The sequence below is a fragment of the Streptococcus sp. 27098_8_91 genome (assembly GCF_041432385.1).
In the GTDB taxonomy this organism is placed as follows: Bacteria; Bacillota; Bacilli; order Lactobacillales; family Streptococcaceae; genus Streptococcus.
The window spans coordinates 1-18,199 of record NZ_JAPVZN010000007.1 but is presented as its reverse complement, the minus strand read 5'-3'; the positions used below and the strand labels follow the sequence as shown (position 1 = coordinate 18,199).

Annotated in this window: 10 protein-coding genes; 6 read left to right on the top strand and 4 right to left on the bottom strand. The window is 40.6% G+C overall.

Annotated elements, in window-relative coordinates; translation table 11 throughout:
- Window positions 1-174 precede the first annotated feature (174 nt).
- Window positions 175-1,182: a catabolite control protein A gene (gene ccpA / locus O3611_RS07065; RefSeq protein ID WP_371608200.1), complete on the top strand. Its 1,008-nt coding sequence runs from the start codon at window positions 175-177 to the stop codon at window positions 1,180-1,182.
- Window positions 1,183-1,486: 304 nt separating this feature from the next.
- Here the strand turns inward: ccpA and O3611_RS07060 are convergent, their stop codons facing one another.
- Window positions 1,487-2,449: an asparaginase gene (locus O3611_RS07060; protein ID WP_049527269.1), complete on the bottom strand. Its 963-nt coding sequence runs from the start codon at window positions 2,447-2,449 to the stop codon at window positions 1,487-1,489.
- Window positions 2,450-2,515: 66 nt separating this feature from the next.
- Between O3611_RS07060 and O3611_RS07055 the strand changes: the two genes are divergently transcribed.
- Window positions 2,516-3,907 (top strand): Cof-type HAD-IIB family hydrolase, encoded by a 1,392-nt coding sequence (locus O3611_RS07055; protein WP_371608199.1) that lies wholly within the window; start codon window positions 2,516-2,518, stop codon window positions 3,905-3,907.
- 116 nt (window positions 3,908-4,023) lie between these two features.
- On the opposite strand, the gene O3611_RS07050 is transcribed toward O3611_RS07055, so the two are convergent.
- Window positions 4,024-4,476 carry a universal stress protein gene (locus O3611_RS07050; RefSeq protein WP_049504821.1) on the bottom strand — a complete coding sequence of 151 codons (453 nt, stop codon included), beginning with the start codon at window positions 4,474-4,476 and terminating at the stop codon, window positions 4,024-4,026.
- Window positions 4,477-4,620: 144 nt separating this feature from the next.
- On the opposite strand from O3611_RS07050, the gene O3611_RS07045 reads away from it, so the two are divergent.
- The 3 genes from O3611_RS07045 (at window position 4,621) to O3611_RS07035 (ending at window position 7,139) form a co-directional block, all read left to right on the top strand.
- Entirely contained in the window at window positions 4,621-5,460 is an 840-nt protein-coding gene (locus O3611_RS07045; RefSeq protein ID WP_371608198.1) for a metallophosphoesterase, read from the top strand.
- A 71-nt stretch (window positions 5,461-5,531) separates the two neighbouring features.
- Entirely contained in the window at window positions 5,532-5,969 is a 438-nt protein-coding gene (locus O3611_RS07040) for an Rrf2 family transcriptional regulator (RefSeq protein ID WP_371608197.1), read from the top strand.
- Window positions 5,970-6,293: 324 nt separating this feature from the next.
- Entirely contained in the window at window positions 6,294-7,139 is an 846-nt protein-coding gene (locus O3611_RS07035; protein ID WP_371608196.1) for an IS630 family transposase, read from the top strand.
- A 95-nt stretch (window positions 7,140-7,234) separates the two neighbouring features.
- Here the strand turns inward: O3611_RS07035 and O3611_RS07030 are convergent, their stop codons facing one another.
- Together O3611_RS07030 and O3611_RS07025 are read right to left on the bottom strand one after the other, a co-directional pair.
- Window positions 7,235-10,930, bottom strand: coding sequence for a pullulanase (locus O3611_RS07030; protein WP_371608195.1), 3,696 nt, complete (start codon window positions 10,928-10,930; stop codon window positions 7,235-7,237).
- Window positions 10,931-11,680: 750 nt separating this feature from the next.
- Window positions 11,681-13,150: a M protein trans-acting positive regulator PRD domain-containing protein gene (locus tag O3611_RS07025; protein ID WP_371608194.1), complete on the bottom strand. Its 1,470-nt coding sequence runs from the start codon at window positions 13,148-13,150 to the stop codon at window positions 11,681-11,683.
- Between the two features lie 292 nt (window positions 13,151-13,442).
- Between O3611_RS07025 and O3611_RS07020 the strand changes: the two genes are divergently transcribed.
- A partial coding sequence (locus O3611_RS07020; RefSeq protein WP_371608193.1) for an Ig-like domain-containing protein occupies window positions 13,443-18,199 on the top strand: 4,757 nt, incomplete at its 3' end.

Here is an 18,199-nt window from a genome sequence, read left to right as displayed (position 1 = left end):
TACTGCAAACTGCTAGAAAAATCAAGAAAAGTCAACTACCTTTAAAAATATGAGAATGATTTTGAAATTTTTTCAACGAATCTTCATCAAACGCTTGAAAATGCTTACAATTAGTGGTAAAATGAGAACAGTGGAATCATGAAAACAAAATTTTCAAAGTAGAAAGGAAACGGAATGAACACAGATGATACAGTAACAATTTATGACGTTGCCCGAGAAGCGGGAGTGTCAATGGCGACTGTCAGCCGTGTTGTCAATGGCAATAAAAATGTTAAAGAAAATACTCGAAAGAAAGTCTTAGAGGTTATTGAACGTCTAGATTATCGTCCTAATGCAGTAGCACGTGGTCTAGCAAGCAAGAAAACGACAACAGTTGGAGTCGTCATTCCAGATATCACAAATACTTATTTCTCTGCCCTTGCTAAAGGGATTGACGATATCGCGGAGATGTACAAATACAACATCGTCCTTGCCAATAGTGATGAGGATGATGAAAAGGAAGTATCTGTGGTCAATACTCTCTTTTCTAAACAGGTGGATGGCGTTATCTTCATGGGTTATCATTTAACTGAGAAGATTCGCTCAGAGTTTTCACGCTCACGCACACCTGTCGTTCTTGCAGGAACAGTAGACGTAGAACACCAACTTCCAAGTGTCAATATTGACTATAAACATGCTACAGTTGATGCAGTCCGTCATCTTTTGAAGCGAAACAAAAAAATTGCCTTCGTTAGTGGACCATTAGTGGATGATATTAATGGCAAGATTCGCTTAGTTGGCTACAAAGATGCCTTAAAAGAAGCGGGAATCAACTACAGTGAAGGTCTTGTTTTCGAATCAAAATACCGTTATGACGATGGCTATGCCTTGGCAGAACGTTTGATTTCTTCTAAAGCAACAGCAGCGATTGTAACAGGAGATGAACTGGCAGCAGGTGTGTTGAACGGACTTGCTGACAAGGGAGTTTCTGTACCAGAAGACTTTGAAATTATCACCAGTGATGATTCGCAAATCGCGCGTTACACTCGTCCAAACCTAACCACCATTGCGCAACCTTTGTATGACCTCGGTGCTATTAGTATGCGTATGTTGACAAAGATTATGCATAAGGAAGAGTTAGAAGAGCGTGAAGTTCTTTTGCCACATGGTTTGGTAGAACGTCATTCAACTCGTAAAGATTAACAAGAAGAGGTCGGGATAAAAATCCCGACCTCGCTTTTTAGTAGCAGAAACTTTTTGGTCAATAGTTCAAGCATTAAGTTGGTGGTTGGAAGCTCTCGGAGTGAACTAGAAAACAAGACTTGATCTAGTAATTTCTATCTCACCGACTTTTTTATACTCAATGAAAATCAAAGAGCAAACTAAGAAACTAGCCGCAGGTTGCTCAAAGCACTGCTTTGAGGTTGTAGATGAAACTGACGAAGTCAGTAACCATACCTACGGCAAGGCGACGTTGACGAGGTTTGAATTTGATTTTCGAAGAGTATTATCCTTCCATATAGGCTCGTAATTCATCCCCTCTAAGGCCAGCATTGATAGCAATGAGGAGTTTGAGACGGGCCTTTTGAGCGTTTAACTCTTTGACAAAGAAAACACCAGCATTTTGCAGGCAAACGCCACCTCCCTCGTAGGCATAGACAGGTTCGGCAATCCCGTTAAAACAACGAGAGACCAAGGCGATTGGGAGTCCTTCTTGGATAAGGGCGTTCAATTTTTGTGCTGTTTCCTTGGGAACATTTCCAGCACCAAAAGCCTGAATAATAAGTCCATCCAGTTGATCAACGGGAAGTAAATCGAGGAGTTCTTCTGTCATACCGGCATAGACAGGGATAATAGGGACCAAGCCTTGAATCTTATCTAGGTCAAAACGAACACGGGGTTCAGCTGTTTTAAAGTAGAGAATCTCGTGTTTCATGATGAGCCCAAGAGGGCCGTGGGTTGGCGTTTGAAAGGTGCTAACATTTGTCGTGTGCGTCTTGGTCACATACTTAGCAGCGTGAATCTCGTCATTCATCACGACCAAGACACCCTTATCAGCAGCCTTATCGTCACTCGCGACGCGTAGGGCACTAAGATAATTGTAGACGCCGTCGCTTCCAAGTTCGTTAGAGCTACGCATGGCCCCTGTTAGCATGATTGGTTTGTGAGGAACCTCCATAGTGTCAAGGAAATAGGCAGTTTCCTCCAAGGTATCTGTCCCATGTGTAATCACGAAACCGTCATAATGTTCAGACTCCTCTTTGATCTTTTGATAGAGGGACAGCATATGTTTGGGTTTAATATGGGGACTTGGCAGATTAAAAAAGTCGAGAGCATGGACTTCAACTCCCTCAAGTGGATTGGATACATGATTCATAGGGTTGTCTTGACTAGTCACAACAGCACCAGAGTCATCGGCTTGCATGGAAATAGTACCACCCGTATGTAAAACAAGGATTTTCTTAGGCATGATTTACTCACTCTTTCTGAAATGTGGTATAATCATTGTATCACAAAAAGGGGAGATTGAGGTAGGATGGAAGTCAAAGCTGTTTTTTTTGATATCGATGGAACACTAGTCAACGATCGCAAGAGTGTTTTGAAATCCACTAAGGACGCGATTAAGATTGTGAAGGACCAGGGAGTGCTTGTTGGAGTAGCGACAGGGCGAGGACCTTTTTTTGTTAAGGATTTAATGGAAGATTTAGATCTGGATTTTGCCGTAACCTATAACGGCCAATATATCTTTAATAAAAACAGAGTCTTGTTTACAAGTCCTCTTTCCAAGTCTCATTTACGGCAGTTGATCACCTATGCCAAAAAAGAGGGCAAGGAGATTGCTCTAGGGACTAAGGATGCCATGCTGGGTTCGAAAATCATGTCTTTTGGCCTAGGTTCTTTTTCTCAAAGGGTGAGTCGTTTTGTCCCCTCTATGTTGACTCGTACAGTTAGTCATTCCTTTAATCGAATGGTGAGTAAGATTGTTCCTCAGAAGGAAGAAGACTTGCTTCACTTGATGAATCAGCCTATTTATCAAGTTTTGATGCTAATGACGCCAGAAGAATCTGAGAAAGCAGCAGCTGATTTTAAAGACTTGAAATTAACTCGTAGTAATCCTTTTGCAGCCGATGTCATCAACCAAGGAAATTCCAAGTTAGAAGGCATTCGCCGAGTCGGAAAAGAGTATGGTTTTGATCTCAATCAAGTCATGGCCTTTGGTGACTCGGACAATGACTTAGAGATGCTGGCGGGTGTTGGGATGTCAGTCGCTATGGGCAATGGTAGTAGCAGTGTCAAGGAAGTGGCGAAGCATATCACAACCAGCAACCAGCAAGATGGGATTCACAAGGCCTTGGAACACTTTGGTGTTTTGGCTTCAGAGAAAGTCTTTGTCAGCCGTGACTATCATTTCAATAAGGTCAAAACCTTCCACCACATGATGGATGAACGAACTCAAGAAGAGCCACAAGCTTGGGATTTAGAAGGTGCCACCCATAGAGCGGGATTTAAGATAGAAGAACTGGTCGAGTTTGTTCGAGCTGCTAGCTCTTCTGAAAAAGACTTCGAACGGGCAGTTGGACAGTTACACCAAGCGCTGGATAAAGCAGCAGATAAGGTAGCCAAGAAAACACCTGCTAAGCAAGAATTGGTAGGGCAAGTGGATGCCTTAATTGATACCTTGTATTTCACCTATGGTAGCTTTGTTTTGATGGGAGTGGATCCAGAACGGATTTTTGATATTGTCCATCAAGCCAATATGGGTAAAATGTTTCCCGATGGAAAAGCTCATTTTGATCCAGTGACCCACAAGATCCTAAAACCAGATGACTGGGAGGAGAGATATGCTCCAGAACCAGCCATTAAAAAGGAGATTGAGCGTCAGATAAAGGCCTATGAACGTCACAAGGAAAGAGCCGATGAGAAATAGGCGATAGAAAAGGAAGCCTTGAATGCTGTTTTGATTTCCTGGCTCCAACTACTGCATCAACAATTTATGAAAAAAATGAGGTTAGGAGAAAAATCCCAACCTCATTTCTGTTTTTATTACAAAGTTTTATCCTTATCTCTAACGACGAGAAGGTCAACGCTGGTATGGCGTAGGATATATTCTGATGAAGAACCGACTAGCAGGCGCTCAAAAGCATTGAGTCCTGTTGCCCCAACTAAAATCAAATCAACCTTTTCTTTGTCTGGAATTGTTTTAGCTAAGAGAGTTTTAGGGTTACCCATCTCAATAACAACTTTTATGTCTGTGAGACCAGCATCTCTTGCACGCTTTTCGTATTCTGCCATCAAATCGTTGGCCTCTACTTGCAATTCTTCGTAAACTTCGGCATCAAATGTTGAGATGCTTTGAAGAGCACGTGTGTCAATGACATGAGCAATAGTTAGTTTTGCTTGGTTACGCAGTGCTGAATGAACTCCTTTGATGAAAGCCAAGTCAGCTTCCTTAGAACCGTCAACTGCTACCATGATATTTTCATAACGTTGTGTCATAGCAAAAACCTCCTCGTTCTTATTATCTTTATTGTAATCCTTTTCACTAAAAAAGTAAAGTAAAAAACGATAGGAAGATAGGTGCTTTTTGACTTTGACTTGGAGTTTGTTATAATAAAAATAGAAAAGCTAAGAGGAAAAGATATGACAAAAATCGCAGTATTATCAGATATACATGGCAATACAACAGCCTTAGAGGCTGTTCTGGCAGATGCCCAGAAGGCGGAGGTTGATGAGTATTGGCTCTTAGGAGATATCCTAATGCCTGGAACAGGACGAAAAAATATTCTCCAGAGATTAGACACTTTACCCATCACTCTTATAGTTCTAGGAAATTGGGAGGAGAGCTTGTGGCGTGCCTGCCATCGTCAGTTAGATGAAACCAGACCCAGCCATCGTTACCTCTTACGCCAGTGTCAGTATATTATGGAAGAGATCAGCATCGAGGAGATTGAGGCGCTGCAGAACTATCCCTTGCAAGTGCACCGCCAGTTTGGAGATCTGAAGCTAGGGATTAGCCATCACTTGCCTGATAAAAACTGGGGAAGAGAGCTGATTCATCTTGGTAAGCAAGAGGACTTTGATCGTCTTGTCACCAATCCAGATTGCGATATTGCCATTTATGGTCATATCCATCAGCAGTTTCTTCGCTATGGTAGTGGTGGCCAGCTTATCCTGAACCCAGGCTCGATTGGTCAACCCTTCTTTTTATCTGAGAATTTACGCAAAGACTTGCGGGCCCAATACATGATCTTAGAATTTGACGAAAAAGGTTTAAAAGATGCTGATTTTCGTCGTGTCGATTATGATATTGAGGCAGAATTACAGCTAGCCAAAGACTTACAATTACCCTACTACCAAGTTTATTATGAAAGCTTAGTTAATGGGATTCACCATACCCACAATCAGGACTTGTTGCACGAAATCGCTCAGAGTCAAGGACATGATGTTGAATTGGATGACTGGCTTAGTGGTAACTCTTGACATTACAACTAGAAGAGATATAATAAACTTAAGAAAAGAAGGAACTAATCTGACGAAAAAAGGAGAAGAGGATGCAAATTTCAAGTCGATTTACCATCGCGACCCATATGTTGATCATTATTGCCCTAAAAGGTAAGGAAAGCAAGGTGACTAGCGATTTTCTAGCTAGTAGTGTTGGAGTCAATCCTGTTATTATCCGAAAAACTTTGTCCCAACTGAAAAAAGCAGACTTGATTTCCGTCGCGCGTGGAACTGGTGGAGCAGAGATTATCAAAGACCTAGAGGATATTAGTCTTTTAGATGTTTACCAAGCAGTTGAGTGTTTAGGGAAGAAAGGACAACTCTTTAGTTTCCATGATAATCCTAATCCAGCCTGTCCAGTAGGAGCTAACATCCATGGGGTTTTAGATGAGAAATTACAAAAGATTCAGCTAGCCATGGAGCAGGAGCTGAGCCAAACCAGTCTTGCCCAAGTAGTAGCGGATGCAGAAGCAAGGATAGAGAAATAAGAGTTTCTAGAAAGAGGCAGAACGTAGACCTACTCTATCAGTAATAAAAAATTGCCCTTATAGAGGTTGGATACTATATAGTAAAAACTCTTGGAAATGCTGACATAATGCTATTTTTAAGAGTTTTTTTATTTTCTCTAGTAAAAGAAAGAGATTGAAACAAATTGATCAAAATGAACCTTTTTTAAATCTGAAGAGGCGAGACACAAACATAATTTTAGTAGAATATTGAGTATAAATCTTTCCACAATAAAACGCATATTATCAAGTTTTAAACATCTGATATAGTCACTTAGTTTATAAAATACATGTTATAATAAAGCCATGGCATATAGTACAGATTTTAAACAACGAGCATTAGATTACATCAAAGAGGGACACAGCCATGTCGAGGCGGCCAAAGTTTTTGATGTTGGCGTCAGAACTCTCTTCACATGGGAAAAGAAATTACGTGAACAAGGACACTTAGAGCGGAAAAAGCGAGTCGCCAAAAGCCGAAAGATTCCTTTGGAGGAGTTGAAGGCCTTTGTAGAGGCTCAACCAGATGCTTTTTTACGGGAAATTGCGACACATTTTGATTGTGCTGTTCCTTCAGTATGGGCAGCTTTAAAGCAGATTAAGGTCACTTTAAAAAAGACGACTAGCTTTAAGGAACAAGATCCTGAGAAAGTCGCTGAGTTTCTTGATATTTTGAATAGCCTAAAAGATTTACCAGTCGTATATATTGACGAAACAGGAATCGACCGCTACCTCTATCGTCCTTATGCACGGGCTCCTAGAGGGGAGAAAGTCTATGAAAAGATTAGTGGACGGCGTTTTGAGCGGACTTCAATTGTTGCAGGACAAGTAGACGGAGAGTTTATAGCTCCTATGATTTACAAGGAAAGTATGGCGAGCGATTTTTTTGTGGAGTGGTTCAAAACGCAACTTCTACCTGCTTTGAAGACCCCTCATGTCATTGTCATGGACAATGCTAGTTTTCATCCCAAGAACATCTTGGATGAGATTTGCATTCAAGATAAACACTTTTTCTTACCTCTACCACCGTATTCACCAGATTTGAATCCTATTGAGCAGGCTTGGGCTATCTTGAAAAAGAAAGTGACAGATTTATTAAGGGAAGTCCCCAATATCTTTGAATCATTAGAGTGCTTTTTTAAAACTAAATAACTATAATATGCGTTTTTCTGATTTTAAAGACTTTTCTCCCAGCCTCTTTTTACATGTTTTTCTATCAAGTTGCTGGATTTATAGAGTCCTTGCTTTTATTGTTCCTTTCTTGACTTGAGGAAGCTACCAAGTCCAAGGAGGGCTAGGAGGCTGATTCCTGCAAGAGTAAGAAGAGATTTGCTCTCAGTTCCAGTGTTTGGAAGGACTTTCTGAGAAAGAGCCTCTGCAGCAGTTTCTTGGGTTTCAGGATTTGCTGCTAGGTTTTGGGCTTGACCTTGTTCTTGTTCGACATTCAAGCTAGAAAGATCAAATTCTGGTTTTTCTTCCACAGCTGGGGCAACGATGGCACCACCTTGTGCGATTCGAAGAACAGTAGCTGTAAGGGCATTTAATTTCAATCCTTTTTCAGTCCATTCAAGTCCTTTCGGGTTGGCAATTCCGACTGGTCCTGCTTGGTTTTCATCTGCTAAAACTTCAGCATTTCTGAGGTGGGCAAAGGCAGTTCCCAAGTTAAATTCACGAGCTTTTTCGTCCGCATTGACAAAGACTGCGTAGATATCTCCATTCGGAGCAGTGATTTGGTAGCCAATCACTACATCTTCTTTTTCCACACCATTTTGGCCTGGGACAGTGATGAGTTGGACACGGTCTTTGATATCTTGCAGACTCTTGAGTCGGAAGGCATCTGTAGATTGGCGAAGTGCAATCAAACCTTTCATGTAGTCACGGCTCTTGACATTTTCAGGATAAGCTTTTCCATCAGTTGCCTTGGTCCAATCAAACTTGTTGACAGCATCGCTAGAGTCATAAGAATCATGGATGAAGTAAGGATAGTCAAATGGGTTCCCATCCTTATCACGAAGTAAGTGAGATTTGTTTGGAACCTTATCTTCTGCTACTGGAGTCTTGTAAGCAGGGTCACGGAATTGTTTGGTACGTCCGTATTCCTGACCAGAGTGGATAAATGGAGTTCCTTGAGCTGTCAAGACCATGAGATTTCCAAGGCGCAAACGACGATGGATTTCCGCATAGTTTTCAGCCTTGCTTGGGTCTTTTTTGATTGATTGGGCAATGATGTCAAAAAGGGTCAAGTTATCATGGGCTGCGATGTATTGAATCACATCTCCAGGGCTATCTGCTTCAAAGTTGGTTGGTTGAGCAATCAGATTTTTAAAGATGGTATTGATATCGCGTTTTCCACCTGTGATAAAGGCAGGTTGACCTTCGTTTGGATAACCAGATTTGAGGTTGTTACGGATGTCATCTGAAAAGACAGCGACAGTATCGGTATGTTTCATCCAATCTTGGTCAGCAGCTTTAGTAGGCATATTTTCATCACCAGAATAGGTTCTCCAACCTTCACCAAGCATGATGAGATTTGGATTGAGGGCGCGTGCAGCCTTGTAAGCTTCTTCGACAGAAGCTGCATCATGATCTCCCATCATATCGAAACGGAAACCATCTACTTTATAGGTTTCAACTAGATACTTGATAGAGTCTACCATGACGCGTTTAGACATATAGTGGGTTGTTCCTAGACGACCACCACCAAAGCTAGTACGAGGTGTTCCGTCTGCATCCATGAAGTGGTAGTAGTTTGGCTCAAGGTCTTCAAAGATATCAACATTGGCAGTATGGTTGTAAACTACGTCTAAGATAGCACCCATGCCACGCTTATGGATTTCATTGACGAGGTTCTTAAATTCTGCGATACGTTTTTCTGGGTCCTTCGGATTGCTTGAGTACATACCAGTCAAGGAGAAGTAGTTTTGAGGATCATAACCCCAGTTGTAGTTGCTATCGCTTGAAGCATAGTCAGTCAAGCGTTCTTGGTTCTTCAATTCATTGACATAATAGTAAGACAAGACGGGGAGGAGCTGGATGTGGGTCACGCCCAAGTCTTTTAGGTAGTCTAGTTTTTCGATAAAGGCTTCAAAAGTACCAAATGGCTTAGTCAAATCTTTTGCGATGGCAGGATCTGAAGTGAAGTCACGAACGTGAGCCTCGTAGATAACAGCATCTTCACGAGATTTGAAGTTATGAATCTTACCATAAGTCAAGTCTTGAGGTCCAAGTTTTGCTGGATCCACAAAAGCAGCTTTAGCAACCTTATGGGCAGCGTCTGTTTTGGCTAAATCGCTGTTCCAAGCTGCTAGAGATTTGGCATAAGGATCAAGTACGAGGACAGTCTTGCCTTGGCGCTCGATTTGATAGTGGTAGTAGTAGCCAGTATAGTTGCTGATGCCAAGACCAGAGTTTTCATTCAGAGTTTGTTTCCAGGTTCCTTTTTCTCCTTTTTCAAGAGCGACGGTTCCAACCACTTTTTCAGGATCTTTCTTATCGTAGATGACAACAGAAACTTTATCAGCACTTGGAGACCAGAGAGTCAGATCAACACGTTTGCCATCTTCTTTAAGGTTAGCACCAAGAGGGCCATCGTAACTGTAAGTCTCATCTTTGAGACGCCAGCTAGAACGAGTTGTAAAACGGTCTGAATCGTAGGCAACGGTGTAAGGATTTTGAGTGTCAGCAAAATCACCGATGTAGGTTACCTTCTTACCTGCTTCATCGATTGTAACATCGGAGATAGCCACTTTATTCCCTTGGTGGTCAGTGATGTTGGAATGTTTAAGGATGTCTTCTTTTTTAGCACCAACCAAGGTAGAAAAACTGCTTTCAATACGGGACTTAGCCACATGTTGGGCACCAGTCATACGGATGTCATGCACATAGTAAGGGTTGGTGTAGATTGTTTCGTCATCATCCTTAAGGAAGATTTGACTGTGGTTTTTCAGGTCAGTAAATTTATAATCTTCTTTTCTGATTTTCACATCATCGCCTTTCTTGCTCTCATCTAATAGTAAAAATCCAAATTCTCTGGCAGCTTCATTGAGCGGAATGTCGATGTAGCGTCCGTGTTTTCCACTTGCAGTAAAGTCTGTACCGTCAGGCCATTCACCATTGCTTGGAGTCTTCACATCTCCCCAGTACCAGAGAGATTTCTTGTCATAGTTGCCATCGGTGCGGAAATAGTTGACGCGGATCGTTCCCGCTGGCTGAGGTTGGTAGTTGTGGACTTTGTAGTCCTCATCTAGCCAAGCTTCATTCATCTTTGGAGAGAGACGCTCTACTGAACGATCTCCAGTAAGGTTGTCCCCTTTGGTGTTGTTAATGAGGAAGCTGACTTTCTTGGCTTGTTCATTTTTTAGTTTGACATCTAGGTAGTAGCCGTAGTCGTCTTTCTTGGCATCCTTGAAGGACTGGGCGCCATTTGGCCAGTTCTCAGATGGTTTTTCAACATCATCCCAAGTCCAAAGACCTTGCGAATCTTGGTTTTCTTGAGGAAGTTTTTTGACGTGGATACGGAAGTAGTTGTCTGCGATTGGGGTTTCAGATACAGTGTCTGCTAGCGAAGCTTTCTCAGTGGCTAGACTTGATACTTCTGTTTTCTCGTCTTTGTTGTTTGGAAGGTTTGGAGTAGCTTCAGTTGTAGCTGTTTCAGAAATTGCTACTGGTTCAGATGTTTTAGAATCTAGGGAAGCGTTTGCATCTTTTGGAGCCAAAATAGGCGTTTTTTCCTCAGCTTGGCTGGTTTCTGTAGTAGCTGGGCCTGCACTAATAGCGCTTACATTTTCTTGTGTGCCAAGACTAGTTTCAGCTGCAGATACAGAAGGTGCTGTTAAGGCAAGGAGGATAAAGCTTGCTCCAATAAGGACAGAGCCAGTTCCGTTTTTCAGAGAACGGATGCTGTAAATCATTTTTTTATCTGGTTGAGATGACGTGTTTTTCATAGACACTCTCCTATTGTTTATTTTTATCCTAGTATATCATGGAGTAAGAGTTTATGCAATCGTTTTCTTTTGTTTTGTAGATGAGAAATCAGACTAGGTGAAAAATCAACCTCCATTAAAATCAAAACCCCTTTTTGTTGATAGTCTACTGAAGAAATATCCTAGCCTAGGTATAAATATTGAAATTGACCAGCTAATCAGTAGTTCTTGCTATATTCTAGAAAAGCAAGGAAAAGTTTTTTGTTAGACTGAAATATATAGGTTATAGTTAAATAAAATTTGAACAAATTTACTAGAGAACTTAAGTCAATTTCTAGCAATTTTTTTAGAATTCACAATGCATAGTGGATTGAATCTAGAACAGTACATTACGACTGCTAAAAATATTTCTAGAAATTAGTTTGCCTTTCCTAATCGAATTGTTCATACCTTATTTCAATCCACTATGTTGTAAATGAGCAAAAATTTATCGACAAGTGCGAATCCATTGTTGAAAGTAATACTCAATGAAAATCAAAGAGCAAACTAGGAAATTAGCCGCAGGTTGCTCAAAACACTGTTTTGAGGTTGTGGATAAAACTGACAAAGTCAGCTCAAAGCACTGCTTTGAGGTTGCAGATGGACGTTGACGCGGTTTGAAGAGATTTTCGAAGAGTATAAAAACGCATAATATCAAGTTTTTAAGATAACTGACATTATGCGTTTGTATATGTTTTAGTCTGCTTACTTGGTTATAAAACAGAGGCTTTTTTAAAGTTTACTAATGGAAAGAGTATTGAGTTCATTGACGACTTGTAGATTAGCCATGCGACCGATGTTCATGAGTTTCGGATGAACCAATCCTTCAATATCAAAGTTGGTAATGATGGCATCGTAACCCGCTTCCATGATTTCATTGACATTGAGTGTCGCTTTATCCCATGTTTCAAAGTGGATGTTTCTAGAGGTGTAAAATTGATAGAGTGAAATCAAAGCCTGAGGATGGGCAAAGTCAAACTCACTCAAAACAAGAACACGAACCTTGGTTTGGTGCTTTAGGAGTTGTTCCATTAGATCAGTTGCGTGGGTTAAAAGAGTATAGACTAAATGGAGTACAGCGTGAAGTTGCTCCTTTTGTCCCAAGCTAGACTTATAGCGCATCATTTCAAAACTAGCTGCTTCGTAAAAATCTGGGAAGAACTTTTTAATCTTATTCAGTGCATAAGATTTGTTATGAGAAATGATAGATTCTGAGTTGATTTCTTGACGCTCTAGAAATGCAGTGTTATGCAAGTGCCAAATCAATTGATCGGTATTTGAAAAGTGGACATCAAACTGTCGGGTAAGATTGTCGAGGACATCTCGAGCTGAGTGATAGGAGTGATCGACTTTCTCATTGTCTTTCCGCGCCTCTAGGAAATCCTCGACCGTGAAGAAAATCCCCTCTTGAGTATAGGAGCTGAAAATTTGGTCAATGGTTGTAAAATCGAGTGTGATTCCAAGACGATCACCAAGAGATTGCAATTCCTGCTGGAAGTTTGAAAGTTGACTAAAAATAGGGCGAAGAGAGTCAAACTCGATTTCCCCTTTAGGTCTCGGTAAAATCTTTGCTCGATGGAGATTGACTGCAATTTGTGTCTTCAGCTGAAACATATTTTGGTAGGTGATAGGATAGCCTGTGACCTTGACAAAAAAAGTCACAAATTCATCCACATCTTCAGAAGAGAAAGGAAATGGCCATTTGAAGAAACCATAGGCTTCATGGAAATATTGGGCAAAAAAGAAGCGAATGTCTCTTTCGTCTCCAATAATTGAAATAGGGGTCACCTTGAGCTTGAATTTATACTTTGATTGCAAAATATTATTGATCTCAGCAACCTTCTTACGAAGTGAGGGAAGAGAAATATCAAGCGTTTCAACTAGGTGCTCGAAAGTAAATGGTTCTTCTAATAGGAAGAAAGCTTTGAGTACCTGAAAATTAACAGACTCTTGCAAAATGTGTCTATAAATTCGCTCAATACCAAAGTTCTGTTCGTTCGTTAGTCGGATACCAGCAGTTGATGATAAAATATCAAAGCAAGAAAGTTGCTCGCGCATTTCTTTGATATCGCTTTTGATGATGCGTCCATTCAGATCTAGAATATCAGCCAAGGTGTCAATATGAATCCATTCTTGGTTCTCAAATAAGTATTCTAGAATTTTTAATTGTCTCTGTTCTTTGTGAGATAATAGTTCTCTCATGGGAAATACTCCTTGAAAATATAAAGTATTATAAACAAAAAAAGATAAAAAAATTATCAGGGCTTTTCTCTATTATAGCATGTTTTCGAAAAAAACTTTTAAAAATCGTTTATAAATTATCAAATTTTATAATAATTTTACTAAAAAAAGAGTAAATTTGGAAATGATTTGTACCTAGGATTTTTTTTTTTTCTAAACAAACAAAGTGATTGACTATTTTGCCTCTATATTTTATAATGGTAACGTATGTAAAACACATGCGACTCTAATAAAAAATAAATAGGAGATAAGAATGTATTTTAATCGTAAAAATGCAGAGCAGAAGAACTGGCGTATGATTAAAAAAGGAAAACATTTCCTTTTTGGTTGTTCGCTTGTTTTTGCGGTCGGAGCTAGCTTAGCTACTCAAACGGTCCATGCAGACACAGCATCGGAATCTACAGTTGAGAGTGGCTCAAAAGCTAAAGAGGCTAAGCCTGGATATGGTGGAGAAACGGGGACTTATGAAGCTCCTGCTGCTGTGGCAGAGACTCAGCCAGCAACAGTTGAAAAAGCAGTGGTAGCAGAAAACACTACTGCTAAAACAGCTAACAAAGAAGTTTTGACCCAGTTGGTCGAAGAAGTAAAAGGCTTGGACAAAGCAGGAAAGACAGAAGACTCTCTTTCTCGCTTGAACACAGCACTTGAACAAGCACAAAAGGTTTTGGATAAGGCAGAAGCTAGCCAAGACCAAGTGGATACAGCAGTCGCTAGTCTCAAAGAGGCAGTAGCTCAACTTGCTGCCAAAGAAGAAAAAGCAACAGCAGTAGCCACTGAAGCTAAAGTTGAAGAAGTAACGGAAGCGGCAACTGAACCAGTCGCACCAGCTGAACCAGTCCGTTCAAGAGGGAAACGTGATCTAAGTTCACGTGCAGCATACCGTTCAGTTGACGGATCAGTCGCTGAAGGTGAATTTGCTGGTGCGGGTGTCAAGCAGTTTCAGTCAGTTCGCTACAGTGTGGATGGAGACACAACAACTTGGACAATTAGTGTTGTACCGCAGCATAAGAATCACCAAGCTGCTGGCTTGGTGGTCGCATCAGATGATACAATTCAAAGTATTACTGTCGTAGACCGTGGTCCTAATGCTGGACGTCTGAATGAGGATTATTACGTTGAGAAAGATTTTGGAAAGCTCCCTGCTATGAGCAATCACAAAGCTTTGGCGTCTCATTATAAATACGTTGGTGGAGGAGTTCCTGATTCGCTTACCTATAGAGTAGTGACTAAAGGGACCCATCACAATCTGTTTGCTCGTTTTGCAACAGCTATTGTAAAAAACTCACTAGAAAATGGTGGGATGAATGGTTCATCAGCTGTTAAAAATCGTACTTCAGACTTCCCAGAAGTCGGTGTTAATATCTCATCAAGACTTGCACCACAACCAGGAGTCAACAACACTTATACCCAAACAAATGACACGATTACAGTGCCTACTGTAGCTTCTACAGATACAACAATCTCAGGTACAGGTAAACCAGGTGCTATCATCAATCTTAAGAGTAAGGGTCAAACTGCTAAGCAAACCCAAGTTGCGGCAAACGGCCAATGGTCATTCCCACTTGATTTTGGTTTGAATAGTAGCGTCTCTGGTGGTCCACAGTTGGTTACTGGGGATGACATTAGCGTTACCCAAACAGTTGGTGGAGTAGAAAGTGCTGCTACCCCTGTAAACATCTCTCTCGGTCACTCAGAGATCGTACCATCATCTAAATCAAAACAACAGAATAATCTTGTTGCAAATGATAGAAACGTTACCTTGAAAGTGCCACATGATGCGGGAGCAGCTTATTTCCAATTCACAGATACAGATGGCAAGGCGCAAGAAGTTGGACTCAAGCGTACGGCTGTTCCAGGTAAGTGGCAAGTAAACTCTTCAAGCAGTGCTATTGCTAGTGTTGCTTCAAGTGAAGATGGTAAGTTCTACTCAACGATCAACTTGACCTTGAACAAAGATATGAAAGCTGGAACAACAGCTCGAGTTATCTCTAACATGCAAGAAGGTAGCTACTCAAGTCTTCAAGGATGGCAATCACGTAACGTTGAAGAAGCTCCAAAAGCAGAGACTCCAAAAGAAGAAACTCCAGCACCAGTTGCACCACAACCAGAACCATCAAAACCAACCGCTCCAGCAGTAGATGGCGCAACTACAGCCCCAGCATCAGCCCCAGAAATTGTCAATGATTTGGCAGGTAAAGCAAGTACTCCAGCTGATGTAACAGTGAAAGCACCAGCAGGTTCAACTGTTAAACTTTACAACAAAGATGGCGTTGTGATCGGTGAAGCTGTAGCTAACGACAAAGGTGTAGCAACTGTTCGCCCTACAAACAGCCTTCCAGAAGGAGAGATTACAGCTACTTCAACACCAGCAGGTGGTAAAGAGTCAGCTAAGAGTGCACCGATTACAGTTACAAAAACACCATTGACTGAAGGAAAAGTAAGTCAACAATCTAATGGTTCTCTGGTTCTTATAGTGTCTAAGAACCTTGTAACAGTTTATCCTGGAGATAAGATTGATATTGACGTTTGGGCAGATGGGACACCTTCTCTTGAGAAATTCGATGCTTATCAAAATCCAACTGGGGTCGCAGGAGTGTTCCCACAGGGTCACTTCTTCGCAACTGCAGGTTCAAATACCTGGAGAAACAAAAAAAATAAATACATTGGTACAGTTGCTGAGACACAAAAGGCAGGCACTGTAGATGTTGGATTCGTTGCTCGTAATAAAAAGGGTAACCAATTTACAGATGTTATTAGAGTTGTTGTTCTTGAGACTGCTAAGAAGTATGAACCAGTAGCAGGTACAAAAGTAGATGTTGCAGATCCTAATAAGGTTTCTGAAGATGAAAAGACCAAGATCATCGACTCAGTTAAAACTGCTAACCCAAGTCTTCCAGCAAATGCGACATACAGTGTAGATGAAAAAGGGAACCTTACCATCACTTATCCTGATAAGTCAACAGATAAGGTTGCAGCAGCATATCTCGTTAACCCAGCGAAAGACACAACAGCTCCAGACAAACCAGTTGTGAACACAGACCTTACAGGTAAAGCAGGCACTAAGACACCAGTTGAAGTAACTGCAGAAAAAGGTTCAACTGTTGCCCTTTACGATAAAGACAACAACAAGATCGGTGAAGCAACTGCAGGAGAAAATGGTAAAGCAACGATTACTCCAAAAGTTGATATTCCAGCAGGTCCTGTAACAGCCAAAGCAACTGATGCAGCAGGTAATGAATCAAAACCAAGTGATGCTAAAGTTGCGACAGATACAACAGCTCCAGCGAAACCAGTAGTGAATACAGATCTAACAGGTAAAGCAGGAACTAAGACACCAGTTGAAGTAACTGCAGAAAAAGGTTCAACCGTAGCCCTTTACGATAAAAACAACAACAAGATTGGTGAAGCAACTGCAGGAGCAAATGGAAAAGCAACGATTACTCCAAAAGTTGATATTCCAGCAGGTAATGTAACAGCCAAAGCAACAGATGCGGCAGGTAACACATCAGTAGCAAGTGATCCTAAAGTAGCAACTCCAGCACGTGAAAACGTAGCACCAACAGTAGAGATTCCGTATTCAGATCCAGCTCCAAACAAAAAAGAAGTTTATCTTTATACTGGTGAAGATGCAGACGTTGATATTACCTTTAATGATGATTCTGGAAAAATTAAATCAGCTTCACTTAAAAAAGGTGGAAATATTGCCTTAAATAATATTGATGGGAACCCAGAAAAACAAGATAATGAATTTGGATATACTGTAACAGCGATTAATTCTGAAACTGCTACACCAGCAAAAATTAAAGTAACAGGTCGAGTTTCTGGTCTTGATGATAGATTGCCAAAAACAGAAAACGACTCTTTAGAGCTTGTAACACGTTTTGCCACTGCAACTGATACTGATGGAGCATTAATCAATAATACTGCGGTAAAAACTAAGAAAAATGGAGAGGTTGTTGGTTCTTACTTAACCGACCCAGGTGCAGTAACTTTCGTATTAAAAGCACAAACTAAGAAATATGATATTAAAACTCCAGCATCGGCTGATAAAGTAACCGTATCAGATGCTAACAATGTTACTGATAAAGAGTTTGAAAAAATTAAAGAGAAAGTTAAAGTTGAATATTCTCAAAACAATCCAGATGCACGTTTAGCTGACAAAAAAGGTGAAGAAGTAAAAGATGCTTCAACAGTTGTTGATAAAGTAGAAAAAGAAGGAAACGATGTTGTTGTAACCTATAAAGATGGTTCTAAAGATACAAAACCATTGTCAGAATTTGTAAACGTAGCTCCAAAAGTAGAACTTCCATACTCAAATGAAGCTAAGAAAGAAATCTATGTTTATACAGGTGAAAACACTGATTTAACATTCAAAGCATCAGACAACACTGCTGTTAAAGATATGTATGTACGTGGTCCTGGTGGTATTGGAAAAGATAATACGGCAGATTACGGTTTCACAACTGGAAAAATCGAGAATTCAGCAGTCACTCATGGTGATGGTACTGTATCAGGTGCTACAGCTACTATTAAGATGACAGGTGTTACAACACTTAAAGCTCCAAACCATTGGACAAGTTTTGTTGTTGCTAATGACAATGATAATGCACCATCAAATACAGATTTTAATGCATTAGATAAAAATCCGAATGCAACTCAGACTCCAGGATATGTTCACTTTATCGTTAAATCTCAAACAGATAAGTACGATATTGCAACTCCAGCTCCAGCTGATAAAGTTGAGGTAGCAGATCCAACCAATGTAACAAACGATGACTTAGATAAAATCAAAGAAAAACTGAAACTTGAGTACAACAAGAAAAATGACGATGCGAATATCGCAAAAGATACTCCAGTTGATAAAAATGGTAAGATTAAATCAGTCACAAACGATGACAAAGGAAATCTTGTAGTAACATATACAGATGGTTCTACAGATAAAGAACCACTATCAAAATTTGTAACTAAAAAACCAACAGATGCAGATAAGAACGAGCCAAAAGCTAAGGA